The organism is Brevundimonas sp. SORGH_AS_0993 (assembly GCF_030818545.1).
Taxonomy (GTDB): domain Bacteria; phylum Pseudomonadota; class Alphaproteobacteria; order Caulobacterales; family Caulobacteraceae; genus Brevundimonas.
Genome location: NZ_JAUTAH010000001.1, coordinates 2,929,454 through 2,942,814, shown reverse-complemented (window position 1 = coordinate 2,942,814; position 13,361 = coordinate 2,929,454). Strand labels below are relative to the sequence as shown.

Below are 13,361 nucleotides of genomic sequence, written 5' to 3'. Positions count from 1 at the left end.
CGGCGGTCAGGGCGTGTAGCCCAGACGCGCCGCCGCCTCTTCCAGACTGTCGCCGATCAGGGCCAGGTTCTCGATGGCCGCCAGGCTCCACTGGGCGGCGTCGTTGGTCGAGACCTGCGGGTCCTCGTGGATCGGGCGCAGCACCTCGGTCCCGCCGACCGTGTCTCCACGCGCGCCCAGCAGGGCGCGCAGCTTGGCCGGATCCTTGCCCAGGAACTCGCTCCAGGCGCGCTGGGCCAGGGCCGCGTCCCGCTCCTCGTGCGCGGCGTAGGCGGTCAGGCGCGAGTGGGCCTCGGTCAGCGACCGCCCGGGCGGGACCTGGCCCAGCAAGCCCGAAATCTCCTCCGGCGAGGCGTTGTAATAGCGGCAGTACTCCAGCCACGCGCGGCGATAGGAGGGCACGTCCAGAAGGTCCAGAAGCTCGGCGTTCATCTCCGCCACGCCGAAGACGGCGTTCAGGTGCGACACGGCGACATAGTCGCCCTGCCCCTGATAACGGCCGGTGGCCAGGTCGAACGGCGCCTCGCCGGCGAACCAGCGGCGCTTCAGCCCACCGATGGTGGTCATGCCGTTGACGATGCGGTCGCGCCAGCGCCGGTCGCCCGTCCGCTCCCACTCCGTCAGCCAGGCGGCGATGAAGGCGCCCCAGCTGGTGCCAAAGCCCGACACCACCTGCCCCTCCGGCACGGCGCGCCCCGGCGCGGGCGGCAGCTTGCGCGAGATGTCGACGTTCTGAAGCGCATGGTCCGAGGTGTTCAGTTCGCGCATCAGGTCGCCGACCCGCTCGTCCGCCGTCAGGAAGTAATAGATACGGCGATAGGCGACGTTCGAGACGCGCGGCTGCTTGGACGAATCCGACCAGTGCTGAACACCGTGGCGCGTGCCGAAGCCCTTGAACCGGCCCAGGTGATAGACGTCCACCTCGCCCGTGTGGCGTGTCATGGCCTCGGCCAGCCTGAACACATCGGCGCGCCCGGTGCGAAGATAGCTGGTCCACAGCCACAGATCGGTCGAAAGCTCGGAATTGTCCCAGGCGTATCCGCCTACGTCATAGCGCCACATGTGACGATCCGGGTCATAGGTGTGCATCACGTCGCCATAGGACCAGAAGCCGTACCAGCGTCGCTGATCGACCTCGCGGACATAGTGATCCAGCAGATGGGTCAGCCGGCCTTCCAGCGCCGCCCGGATCGGCGTCGATGTATCGGGCAAGGACCAGTCGCCGAACACGCCCGCCGCATGCAGCCGCGCCGGCTCGACCGTCAGGCGCGCAGGATCCGCGACCTGACGGGCCATGGCGGAGAAGACATCGTGCGACGGCGTGGCGCCCAGCGCCCACAGGGTCAGTTCCGAGGTGCGGGCGATGCCGTGCGCGTCATCCCACCCGGCCTCGTAATCCTCATAGGTGATGTCCAGGCCGACCAGTTCCTCGGCCGTCGTGTCCATGCCGTTGGCGCTGCGATAGGGGCGCAGGTCCATGGCCGGGGCTTCGGGCGACCACATCCAGGCCGTCAGTTGCGCCGTGTCGGTGTGAGCGTTGCGGATGTCCAGGGCGACCGGCGCGCGTTGCCAGAAGTCCTTCAGGCCCAGGGCCACCCCGCCCGAGGCGCCGCCGACATAGGCCAGGCCCCGGCTGCGCCTGCCCGCATTGGAATCGATCCAGGCGTGCCCCTCGCTGGTCCGCTTGCGCAGGGTGAAGCCGTCGGGCGACAGCTGGCTGAAGGCGAAGTCGCCCCACTCCGGCACCCACTGCAGGCCGTCGTTCTTCAGAATGTCGGGCAGGTCGGCGAAGGCCACCGCCCGGCCCTCGATCTGGGCCTGGCGCACCGCGGCGGTGGGATTGGCGCGGGTGCGCAGGCCCGTCAGGGTGCGGACCGCCTCGCCCCACACGCCCTCGCCCTCTCCGGCGAAACGGATGTGGCGGTTATAGCTGGCGTCCGTCATCGGCGCATCGGCGACGACGCCCAGGCCGCGAATGAAGTCTGTCTTCGGATCGCCGTCAAAGATGAAGCTGTGGACGATCCGCACGGCGTCCGACCCGGCGTAGAAATACAGCCGCACCGACACCGGCAGCCATTCGCGCGTCCCGTCCGTATGGACGCCGTCCAGCTTGATCACCGCCCGCACCGGGCCGGACTGCTCGACCTCGGCCTGACGGATGCGCACGCCATAGCGGGAGGACTTGACCGCCCCACCCGCCTCCAGTTCGGGCTTGTCCTGCGACAGGGCGACCAGCGACAGCTTGCCGACCACGGGCCGACCCGCGCGCGTGGCGCCGGAAATCAGGGCGTCGCCCGACTTGGGCACTCGCCATTCCAGGTCGCCGACCGTGACGACGATCTGCTGCCCCTGATCGGCCGCCCGAACCGGCTGCGCCGGCGCGGCCGGGGCGCCGGGAACCAGCGTCAGACTGTCCAGCGCCGCATCGCCCGTCACGGCGTGGGCCGACCATTTCAGCGAGCCGTCGGGCCAATAGGCGATGGGCCAGGACTGGGCGGGGGTTGCACGGCCCGATCCATCGCGGATGCTGAACGCCTGATTGGGACGAAGCACGCCGCGCGGCCACGGCACGCCGAAGGTGGTTCCGTCCAGATAGCCGGGCTTGTCGCCATCCAGCCAGCGCAGCGGGGTGGCGGGCGCGGCCCGGCGCGGCGCGGCGATCGCGGCTCCCGACATGGCCTGGGCCGCCGCGAGGGCGCCGGCGCCCATGAGCAGGTGACGCCGAGAAGGTTGGAACGCCATGGTCAACTCCCGCCGCCCCAGCGGCGATTATACTCTGAAAGAAAAACGGCCGCCGCCCGCTGGGGCGACGGCCGTGATCGCCGTGACGATCAGTATTTGTAGGTCGCGCCCAGGAAGAAGCGACGGCCCGAATACCCCCTGTTGATAAGGCGGATATCGCCAGCGAAGGACGACTCGTCCTCCTCGGTCAGGTTCTTGCCTTCCGCGAACAGCGTCAGCCCCTTCAGGCCCGGCTTCCACGAAATCTTGCCGTCCAGATAGCCGGTCGGCTCCTTGATGATCGGATTGCCCGACTGATCGGCCGCCGTGACCAGATACCGCGAGCGATAGTTGTAGGCGAGACGGGCGTTGATCGGACCGCGCTCGTACCACAGCGTCGCATTGTAGCTGTTGCTGGACAGGCCAGGATAGGGCAGCGGCGATCCATCCAACTGGCTGAAGACGCCCACGTCCGAAGCTTCCTGATAGGTGTAGTTCACGTCGGCGCCGAAGCCCGACAGAAGCCCTGGCAGGAAGGTGAAGGCGGTCTTGGCGGTAAGCTCAATGCCCGAAATCTTGGCGCCTTTGCCGTTGATGTAGCTGTTGTACGAATACAGCACGCCATCGCCGAATACGTCCCGCAGACCCAGGTTGGTGCGTGCCGGAACGTAGAAGCTCTGGATATCCTTGTAGAAGAAGCCAGCCGAAAACTGCGTGTCACGGTTGGGATACCATTCAACGGAAAGATCGTACTGAGCCGCCTCATAAGGATTCAGATCCGGATTGCCCGCCGAGCAGCTGTCCGGTCCATCTTCTGACGTGTTGTCGTTGGCATAGTTGATGGTGCAGGTCATGTTCGGCACCAAAAAGTTATACAGCGGCCGCGCCATCAACTGGGCATAACCGACACGCATGCTCAGTACATTGTCAATCAGCCAAGCGTTGACGTTAAAGCTGGGAAGCCACTTCGTATACTCGCGGGTCTGCTCAACAAGAGTGTTGGACACGACCGCTGTTGTAGGTGTACCTGGGGTCCCAGGAGAAGTGCCTGTTGCAGGAGTGCCGCCGACCAGGCGCGTCTCATTACGGATATACTTGCCGAATGTCTGAGTCTGGGTATGCACCCGACGAAGGCCCAGATTCCCGACTAGGTCCAAGCCGAAGATCGGCAACGCCCAATCCAGCCGGACATACTGAGCATCTGTCTTCTCCCTCATTCCAGTGGGAATCTGGTCGTAGGTCTTACCGTCGTTTGCGACGCCCGAATAAAGGTTGTCCAGATTGAAGTGGCTGGTGTCCAAATGTTGGGCGATAGCGTTGAAATTTGGATAAAGCCAGTTCGCCGGCAGAGCGCCGCCTCCATAGTGGAAATCCGACGGCAGCGGCGTCATGGCCGAGGCGAAGACCGAATTCGAGAACGCGCGCGACCAGGTCTCGGTCGTAGACCAATAGTTGGTTTGATAAGTATTACCGTAAGTCGCAGCTGTCTGATCGGCCGTCGCACTATCTATAACACGCGCCGTCGAGTTGATCGAGTTGGAGTAGATGACGATGTTGTCAATTTCAGATGCCAGATTGGCCCCTGGACTGATGATAAATCCGCCGTAGTCGTAACCCTTGTTTTCCAAGCTTGAGTATCGACCACCAAACTTGATATTAGTCAGTAACGTCGTTCTCGGATCGAAATCGACATCCAGTTTATACTGATCTTCTTTTGCAGCCTGCTGCGACGGACGATACTGAATTTGGTACTGGCTGACAGCCGATAGATCCGAAGGTGAATAACCTTGAGCAAAGGTGAAAGTCGGCGCAGACGTCCCGGGCTCCAGGCTGACGACCAAGCCGGGGGTGTTGAAACCGACCGAGACATTGTTTGTCTCATTCAGGGTATCGGTTTTGGCGTTGGCCCCCAAGAAGTCGACCTTGAAGCGGTCGTTGTGCCATTTCAGGCCGTAGGTGATGTATTCGGAGGTGCTCTCCGACCGGAAGTCGCGCGACGAGATGCTGAACGCGCCTTCGCCGCCCCGCCCGGCAGTATTCACGCAGTTGCCGACGGTGTATTTAATGACGTTGTGGTTGGCATCGACCACCACGCCCGGGACGTTCTGGGCCGTCGCGGCGCTAACGCGCGAACAGTTCGCACCCGTGTAGTTTAGACGATCCAGAGATGTGAAGTCGGTGCCGTAGTTGATGTCGTTCAACTGCTGCGTCCGCTTGTTCGTCTGATAGGTGACGAAACCGCGCAGATTGTCCGTGAACTTGTATTCTGCCGTGAACTCGCCAGACGTGCGCTCATCGTCGCGGGTCCAGACGCGATAACGCGGGATACGCGGGTTGTAATCATACCATTGGCTTTGGCAGGCTGTGCGCGCCGCCGTTGTGGTCATAAGACTAGCGTCTGGCGTCGTGATGGTGGCGCAGGCCGCCTCGCTGTTGATCCCGGCGAAATAGTCATTCACCACACGACTATAAGTCGGATTGTAGAAGGTGACCGTCTTGTCCGGCGAATTATCGAAGTCCCCCAACCGCGCCCACGAGTGATCGTCGTAGAAGTCGCCCCGCGTCAAAACATTGTCGTAGGTGACGTTGGCCATCAGGCCCAGACGGCCGTCAAGCAGTTGCGTCGCACCGAACAAGCTGGCGCGAGGCTTCCAGTCCGGCAGGGTGTCCAGCTTCTGTCCCGCCAGGGTCATGGAGAAGGTGGGCTTGCGGAAATCCAGGGGCTTGCGCGTCTGGACCGAGACCGTGCCGCCGATGGCGCCTTCGGTCATGTCGGCGGTGAAGCCCTTGAACACGTCGATCGACTTGACGATCTCGGCCGGCAGTTCGCGGAAGTCGTTGGACCGGCCGCCGCCGCCATAGACGTTCAGATTGCCCGCCGTGGACAGAACGCTGACGCCGTTGATCTCGACCCGGTTCAGGTCCGGCTCGACGCCGCGGATGGAGACGGCGTTGCCTTCGCCGAAGTCACGCGACAGCTGAACGCCGGTGACGCGGCCCAGGGCCTCGCCGACGTTCTTGTCGGGAAACTGGCCGATGTCGTCGGCGACGATGGAGTCCGAAACGGTGCTGGCCGAACGCTTGCGGTTCATGGCCGACTGCAGGCTGGAGCGCGTGCCGACGACGACGACTTCATCGACGGTGGACACCGGAGCGTCCGTCGCCTGAGTTTGCGTCGCCTGCTGCGCGTTCGCGACGCCGGCGGACGCCAGCATAAGAGCGGCGGCGCCGGCGGTGTACATGAAGCGGCGAGCCCATCGCCCGTTCGACTGTGTCGTCACTGAATTCCTCCTCCGGCCCTGCGGCCTTATTGTTCGAACGACGCCTTCGCGACCGCCTCCCTGGCGGCCTTGATTTCGAAGGCTGAGGTGCGAGCGTCATTCACGCCCGTCAGATCATCTGCAGTTGGCGTTGGCGGCGACGTCGATGGACGTCCGCCCCGCTGACGCGGCCTTTATGTTTCCCTCCGGCAAGCGGTCCTTTGCGGACTCATCTTCTTGTTATGACGCATTCATAACATCATCAGCGCTTTGTGCCAAATATGAAATTCTTATTTCATATTGTGGGAACATAGAACGCCCACGATATAAAATCGTTTTACGTCAGCCGGTTACGGCCCCACAGGCGGTCATATCGCCAGCCGGTCAGACTTTCGACTATGGTCTTGGCCTCAGGACTTGACGGCTCGGTTTCGCCGTCTCGCAGACGGTCGATCTCGTTCATCAGAACGGCGTGACTGGGCTGATCCAGCCGGAACGACCAGGACAGGATCGCGCCCGCCGCCATGACCAGCATCGGCCCGAACACCAGCAGACAGGCGACCGTGGCGACCGCGCCCGGCGTCTGGGTCACGGCGACGCCCGCCGCCCCGGCCTTGGGTGACACATAGCCCCCTGTCTCGATGATCCAGCCCGTCAGGATGATGGCGCCCGATTGGGCCACCTTGCGCACCAGGGTCATCACCCCGGCGAAGATGCCCTCGCGCCGCTGACCCGTGACCGCCTCGTCCACGTCCGGCAGATAGTTATAGACCGACCAGGGCACAAAGTTCAGCGTGCCGCGCCCCAGCCCCGCCAGGACGATCGGTCCCAGCAGCCAGAAGGCGGCGCCCAGATTGAACCCGCCCGAGACCGGATTGATCAGGGCGAACAGATCCTGCCCTCCGACGGTCGGCCGGACGAAATAGAAGACCAGCAGCAGCACCAGGGCGCTGGTGAAGAAGCCCGCCGCGATCCGATAGGCGATGACCGGGCCGATGCGGATGACCAGATGGATGGCGACCATCACCGAAAGCAGTTGGGCGACATACATCACCGTCATCATCTGCGAGATCATCACCGTGGCGCCCAGCATGACCGTGGCCACGAAGATCGGAAACGCGGTGTTGAAGATGTCCTGCGAGATATAGCCGCCCAGATAGATCGACAGATGCTGGCGGAAAGCGCGGATGCGCAGCGTCGAGAACAGGTCGCGGAACATGTTGACCGGGATCAGGGCCGCCCGGCGCAGGTTAAGCGGCTCGGCCTTCATCGCCTTTTCGTCGGCCGTGAACGGCCGCTCCCAGGTGAAGATCACCACCAGGATCACCACGGCGCTGAACAACAGGCCGAAGATGGTCGCCATGATCAGGAAGGTCTGGGCCGAATCCTTGCCGCCGAAGTTGTTGATGATCAGGGTCGGCAGATAGGAGGCCAGGATGGCCGAGCTTTGGGCCACAAGCATCCGCGCGCCGGCGAACTTGGCCTTCTCCTTGTAATCCTTGGTCATCTCGGCCGCGAGCGTTTCCCACGGAATGAGAAACATCGTGTACAGCAGCTCGAAGAAGATGAAGGTCGTCAGGTAATAGACGAAGGTCTGGCCGCTGATGAAGATCAGGGCGAAGCTGGGCAGCAGGGGAATGGTGATCAGGAGGAAGATCTTCCTCCGTCCCACCGTCCTGCCGATCCAGGTGTGTCGCAGATTGTCGGACACATAGCCGATCAGCGGACAGGTGATGGCCTCCAGCAGGCGCGGCAGGCCCAGGATCAAGCCCGCCTCGACCGGCGTCAGGTCGCAGAAGGTCGTGAAGAAGTAGAACAGCCAGCCGGTGATGACGGCCTGCGCCCCCGCCCCCAGCATGTCGCCGGAGCCCCAGCCCCAGTAGTTATACCAGCGCGGGACGCGGGGGGACGATTGCGTGGACGTCATCTCGACTTCTCCAGACCGCGCCGCGTCAGATGTACTGGCGCAGGAATTCACCCAGGCACAGGATCGCCAGGGACTGGCCGTAGGGCATGGAGGTCAGAGGAATGTCCCTGTAGCCCTGCAGATCGTCGAAGACCGGCGTGCCGAACGACACCTGCTGCAGTTCGCCGTCGTCCGAGATGTTGGCCAGGACCCCCTTGACGGCCTTCAGCGCCATCGGGGCGTATTCGGCGCTGATGTAGCGTTTGCGGACCGCCTTCAGGATTCCGTAGGCGAAGCCGGCGGTGGCCGAGGCCTCCAGATAGCTGTCGTGATCCGGGATCAGGGTGCGCCACAGACCGCTTTCGTCCTGATGCTGGGCCAGGGCCTTCACCTGGGCCTCCAGCGTCTCGATCAGGAAGCGACGCAGGCTGTCCTCGGGCGGCAGGTCCAGCAGTTCGATGAACTCCGGAATGGCGATCGTGACCCAGCAATTGCCGCGCGCCCACAGGGCGTCGGCGAAGTTGTGCCGTCCCAGGAAGGTCCAGCCGTGGAACCACAGGCCGGTCTTGCGGTCGAACAGATATTTGATGTGGATGAGGAACTGCTTCTTGGCCTCCTCGACATAGTGCGGGCGGTCCAGCACCAGGCCGATCTTGGCCAGCGGCAGGACGCTCATCATCAAGGTGTCGTCCCAGAGCTCCTGCGGGTTCTCGTCGTTGAAGACGATGTGCTGGAAGCCGTCCTCCTCGGTCCGGGGCAGGCCGTCCATCAGCCATTCCGCCCAGGTGTCGAGGTAGGGAATGAAGGTCTGGTCGCCCGTCTGTTCGTACAGATAGGCCAGGGTCAGGAAGGGCGAGACGGTGTTGATGTTCTTGGTCGGCGTCCCGGCGGCGAACCGGTCGCGGAACCAGTTCAGCATGATATCCAGCGCGGCCGGATCATTGGTCTGCTCATACAGCTTGTAGATGCCGTAGAGGCCGATGCCGTGGGTCCATTCCCAGTCGTTCCAACCCTTGGTGTCGATCACCCGGCCGTCTTCCAGACGCAGCAGGAACTCGCCGGTGTCGTCCTTGATGTTCACCAGATTGTCCATCAGGCGCGCGATGGCGTCGCGGACGTCGGCGTAAGGCAGGTCGTGGATCAGGTTCGGCATTGCGGATTCCCAAGGCGCCGAGGCGCCGTCATTCACATCAGGGCGGAGATGAACAGGCAGGGATTTCCATGGGCGCGACAGCGACAAGCCGTCTCACGCGCCCTTGGCCTCCCCGACAGTTTCCAACCCTATTCCCGAAAACGGCGCCTAGCAACGCCGTCCCATTTCTTATATGCCACTCTCATTATGTGAGCATAAATGCCCCGTCAAGAACGGCGCTGAGACTCTGTTAAAGCCTTCGGGGCGGCCCGTTCTTCGAAGATGGGACGTCGCGATCAACCTGCGCGAGGCCAAGGACCATGTCCGATCCCATGTACGACAAGATTTATCAGGCGACCCATCCGGACATGATGGAAGGCGCGACGAACCAGCAGTTGCGCGACCGCTATCTGGTCGGCGGCCTGTTCACGCCGGACAAGGTCAGCCTGAACTATTCGCACAATGAGCGGATGGTGCTGGGCGGGGCCATGCCGGTCTCAGGCGCCCTGAGCCTGCCCACCCATTCCGAGCCGCCGTCCCTGGCGGGCAAGCCCTTCCTGCACGCGCGCGAACTGGGCGTGGTCAACATCGGCGGCGCCGGTTCGATCACCGTCGACGGCGAAACCGTCGAACTGGCCTTCCGCGATGGTCTGTATGTGCCGATGGGATCGAGCGAAGTGACCTTCGCCTCCAAGAACGCGGCCGAACCGGCCAAATTCTACCTGATCGCCATGCCGGCCCACGCCCGCTACGACCTGACGAAAATCTCGATCGACGAGGCCGTGCCGCTGGAGATGGGGTCGCTGGAGACGTCGAACGAGCGGACCATCTATCAGTATATCGTCCCTGCGAAGGTGAAGTCCTGCCAACTGCTGCTGGGCGTGACGGTGCTGAAGCCCGGCTCGGTGTGGAACACCATGCCGCCGCACCTGCACGACCGTCGTTCGGAGGCCTATCTCTACTTCGGCCTGGGCGAGAACGACCGCGTCTTCCACTTCATGGGCGAGCCGGACAACGCGCGCCACATCGTCATGGCCGATGGCGAGGCGGTGATCAGCCCGCCGTGGTCGATCCACATGGGTTCGGGCACCTCCAACTACACCTTCATCTGGGGCATGGGCGGCGAGAACCTGGACTACACCGACATGTGCAAGCTCGACATCTGCCAGCTGCGCTGATCGGGACAGGGGAGAAAACACCAATGAGCAATCCGTTTGATCTGACCGGCAAGGTGGCGCTGGTCACGGGCGGCAACACGGGTCTGGGTCAGGGCATCGCCCTGGCCCTGGCCGAGGCGGGGGCCGACATCGTCTCGGTCGCCCTGTCCGATTCCGACGACACGGTCGCCCAGGTGAAGGCCATGGGCCGCCGCGCCCACGCCATCAGCGCCGACCTGACCTCCATCGCGCCGGTCGAGCGCGTGCTGGCCGAGGCGCTGGAGGCGATGGGCCGCGTGGACATCCTGGTCAACAACGCCGGTCTGATCCGCCGCGCCGACGCGGTGGACTTCACCGAGGCCGACTGGGACCTGGTGATGAACATCAACCTGAAGACCGTCTTCTTCATGAGCCAGGCGGTCGCCCGCCTGTTCATCAAGCAAGGCGACGGCGGCAAGATCATCAACATCGCCTCCATGCTGTCCTTCCAGGGCGGCATCCGCGTGCCGTCCTACACCGCGTCCAAGTCGGGCGTGGCGGGCCTGACCAAGCTGATGGCCAACGAATGGGCGCCGCACGGCATCACCGCCAACGCCATCGCCCCCGGCTATTTCGCCACGGCCAACACCCAGGCCCTACGCGAGGACCCGGTGCGTTCGGCCGAGATCCTAGGCCGCATCCCCGCCGGTCGCTGGGGCCAGCCGTCGGACCTGGGGGGCGCCGCCGTCTTCCTGGCCAGCCGCGCCTCCGACTATGTCCAGGGCGCCATTTTGCCGGTCGACGGCGGCTGGCAGGCGCGCTGAGACACGGCTAGCGTTCGCATATGACCCAGGCTCCATCTCCTCGCCGCATCCTCTGCTTCGGCGAGATGCTGCTGCGGCTTTCGCCGAACCAGAACGAGCTGCTGCTGCAGTCCCCCGCCCTGACCGTGCGTCCGGGCGGGGCCGAGGCCAATGTCGCGGTGTCCCTGGCCCAGTTCGGCGTCCCGACGCGCATGGCCACCGTCCTGCCCGACAACGCCCTGGGCCGCGCCGCCCGCGATGCGGTGCGCCAGCACGGCGTCGACACCGCGCCCATCGTCTTCACGCCCGGCCGGATGGGGCTGTATTTCCTGACGCCGGGCGCGGTGCGGCGTCCGTCCGAAGTGCTCTATGACCGCGCTGGTTCGGCCTTCGTCGAACAGGTGAACAAGGTCTTCGACTGGGACCGGCTGCTGGACGGCGTCGAATGGCTGCACGCCTCGGGCGTCACGCCCGCGACCGGCCCGAACGGCTCAGCCGCCGCCGTCGCCCTGATCGATGCCGCCGTCCGAAAGGGCGTCAAGGTCAGCTATGACGGCAACTTCCGCGGCAAGCTATGGGAACAGTGGGACGGCGATCCGCACGCGACCCTGGGCCGGATGCTGGCGGGAGCCACGATCGCCTTCGCCGACGACCGCGACTTCGCCCTGGTGCTGAAGACGACCTTCGACAGCCCCGACCCGGGCGAACGTCGCCGTCGGGCCGCCGCCGCCGCCTTCGCCGCCTTCCCCCGACTGGAGCGCATCGCCTGCACCCAGCGGGTTCAGGACAGCGTCACCGACCATGCGTTGTCGGCGGTGATGCTGACCCGTGATGGGGACAATGTGATCGAGACCCTGGCGCCCGCCCTGCACATGACAGGCGTTGTGGACCGCGTCGGCGGCGGCGACGCCTTCGCCGCCGGCGTACTGTTCGGTCTGTGGAGCGGCTGGCCCGATCAGCAGGCCCTGGACTTCGGGCTGGCCGCCGCCGGCCTGAAACACTCCATCCCCGGCGACTTCAACCTGGTCTCCGCCGAAGACGTCCACGCCGCCATGGGCGACGGCGGGTTCGATATCCGGCGATAGGCCGAACCCTGACAAGGAAAGACCCGCGATGCTGACGGCGATCCTCATGGCGGCGGCGATCTCGACCTGGCGGTTCGATCTGGCGGCCCAGCCGACCGCGCCGGACCGGATCGCGGTTCAGCCTAGCCAGACCTATCAGCCGAACGCCTATGGGTTCGAGCCGGGCGGCGCATCGGACGGCTATCTGTTTTCCGTTGCCGTGCCCGAAGGCGTCTATCGCGTCACCATCCGCTTCGGCGGCGCCCAGGCGGGGCGCACCACGGTCAAGGCCGAGGCCCGCCGGTTGATGGTGCGCGATGTCGTCACCGCCCCCGGCGCCTACCAGACGCGCAGCTTCCTGGTCCATGTGCGCGGCCCCGCCCTGCCCCCGCCGCCGGCCAATGCGCCGGGCGGAACGGCCGTGGTCCTGACGCCTCAGGAACTGGCCTCGCGCACCTGGGACGACCGGCTGACGCTGGAGTTTCTGGATCGCCCGCAGGTGGCGGCCATCGACATCGAGCCGGTCGAGGCGCCGGTGGTCTATCTGGCGGGCGATTCCACCGTCACCGACCAGCCGTCGGAACCTGCGGCCAGCTGGGGCCAGATGCTGCCCGCCCTGCTGACGCCCGATGTCGCGGTGGCCAACTACGCCCAGTCGGGAGAGACGCTGAAATCCTTCCTCAGCGAGCTGCGCCTGGCCAAGATCCTGACCACGCTGAAGGCCGGGGACTGGCTGCTGATCCAGTTCGGCCACAACGACCAGAAGACCCAGTGGCCTCAGACCTACGCCGATCCCGAGACGACCTATCCGGCCTATCTGAAGGTCTTCATCGCCGAGGCGAAGCGACGCGGCGCCCATCCCATCCTGGTGACCTCGCCCGAGCGTCGCAACTTCCGTGACGGACGCATCCAGGATACGCTGGGCGCCTATGCCGAGGCCGCACGTCGGGTCGCGCGCGAGGAGGACGTGCCGCTGATCGACCTGAACGACGCCTCGCGTCGCATCTATGAGGCCCTGGGTCCCGATCAGGCGGCGCGCCTGTTCAACGACGGCGGGGCGGACCACACCCATCACGACAATGCGGGCGCCTGGCTGCTGGCCCACGCCGTGGCCGCCCAGATCGCGGAAAAGGCGCCCGATCTCGCGGCCCATGTCGCGCCGAACTTCCGCCGCTTCACGCCCGACACGCCGCCGATGGCCGAGACCGCCATCGCGCCCAGCCTGACCGCCAGCCGCGAGCGCCCGCGCGGCGATTGACCGCGCCCCAGCCGATTTGACGGGCGCGATGCGACGCACTACCAAATGATGAAACAGAATACCGAATAATCGGAACTGGAG

The 13,361-nt window shown here is 64.8% G+C and carries 8 protein-coding genes; 4 read left to right on the top strand and 4 right to left on the bottom strand.

Annotated elements, in window-relative coordinates; translation table 11 throughout:
• Positions 1 to 6: 6 nt before the first annotated feature.
• From QE389_RS14430 to QE389_RS14415, 4 genes are all read right to left on the bottom strand, one after another.
• On the bottom strand, positions 7 to 2,742 hold the full coding sequence (locus tag QE389_RS14430; protein ID WP_307368753.1) for a Tat pathway signal sequence domain protein: 2,736 nt from the start codon (positions 2,740 to 2,742) through the stop codon (positions 7 to 9).
• Between the two features lie 89 nt (positions 2,743 to 2,831).
• Complete coding sequence (locus tag QE389_RS14425) at positions 2,832 to 5,963, bottom strand: TonB-dependent receptor (protein ID WP_307368751.1); 3,132 nt, start codon at positions 5,961 to 5,963, stop codon at positions 2,832 to 2,834.
• Positions 5,964 to 6,318: 355 nt separating this feature from the next.
• Entirely contained in the window at positions 6,319 to 7,908 is a 1,590-nt protein-coding gene (locus tag QE389_RS14420) for an MFS transporter (RefSeq protein WP_307368748.1), read from the bottom strand.
• Positions 7,909 to 7,933: 25 nt separating this feature from the next.
• Positions 7,934 to 9,040 carry a glycoside hydrolase family 105 protein gene (locus tag QE389_RS14415; protein ID WP_307368746.1) on the bottom strand — a complete coding sequence of 369 codons (1,107 nt, stop codon included), beginning with the start codon at positions 9,038 to 9,040 and terminating at the stop codon, positions 7,934 to 7,936.
• 311 nt (positions 9,041 to 9,351) lie between these two features.
• On the opposite strand from QE389_RS14415, the gene kduI reads away from it, so the two are divergent.
• Genes kduI through QE389_RS14395 form a run of 4 tightly spaced genes read left to right on the top strand, consistent with a single transcriptional unit; the run spans position 9,352 to position 13,280 of the window.
• Positions 9,352 to 10,197 (top strand): 5-dehydro-4-deoxy-D-glucuronate isomerase, encoded by an 846-nt coding sequence (gene kduI, locus QE389_RS14410; RefSeq protein WP_307368743.1) that lies wholly within the window; start codon positions 9,352 to 9,354, stop codon positions 10,195 to 10,197.
• A 23-nt stretch (positions 10,198 to 10,220) separates the two neighbouring features.
• A complete protein-coding gene (gene kduD, locus QE389_RS14405) occupies positions 10,221 to 10,979 on the top strand; it encodes a 2-dehydro-3-deoxy-D-gluconate 5-dehydrogenase KduD (protein WP_307368742.1) in 759 nt (252 codons plus the stop codon).
• Between the two features lie 20 nt (positions 10,980 to 10,999).
• Positions 11,000 to 12,043 (top strand): sugar kinase, encoded by a 1,044-nt coding sequence (locus QE389_RS14400; RefSeq protein WP_307368738.1) that lies wholly within the window; start codon positions 11,000 to 11,002, stop codon positions 12,041 to 12,043.
• A 28-nt stretch (positions 12,044 to 12,071) separates the two neighbouring features.
• A complete protein-coding gene (locus tag QE389_RS14395) occupies positions 12,072 to 13,280 on the top strand; it encodes a rhamnogalacturonan acetylesterase (protein ID WP_307368736.1) in 1,209 nt (402 codons plus the stop codon).
• Positions 13,281 to 13,361 lie beyond the last annotated feature (81 nt).

Coding starts and splice junctions, on each gene's coding strand:
- QE389_RS14430 (WP_307368753.1), bottom strand. CDS start 2,742: ATGGCGTTCCAACCTTCTCGGCGTCACCTGCTCATGGGCGCCGGCGCC.
- QE389_RS14425 (WP_307368751.1), bottom strand. CDS start 5,963: ATGTACACCGCCGGCGCCGCCGCTCTTATGCTGGCGTCCGCCGGCGTC.
- QE389_RS14420 (WP_307368748.1), bottom strand. CDS start 7,908: ATGACGTCCACGCAATCGTCCCCCCGCGTCCCGCGCTGGTATAACTAC.
- QE389_RS14415 (WP_307368746.1), bottom strand. CDS start 9,040: ATGCCGAACCTGATCCACGACCTGCCTTACGCCGACGTCCGCGACGCC.
- kduI (WP_307368743.1), top strand. CDS start 9,352: ATGTACGACAAGATTTATCAGGCGACCCATCCGGACATGATGGAAGGC.
- kduD (WP_307368742.1), top strand. CDS start 10,221: ATGAGCAATCCGTTTGATCTGACCGGCAAGGTGGCGCTGGTCACGGGC.
- QE389_RS14400 (WP_307368738.1), top strand. CDS start 11,000: ATGACCCAGGCTCCATCTCCTCGCCGCATCCTCTGCTTCGGCGAGATG.
- QE389_RS14395 (WP_307368736.1), top strand. CDS start 12,072: ATGCTGACGGCGATCCTCATGGCGGCGGCGATCTCGACCTGGCGGTTC.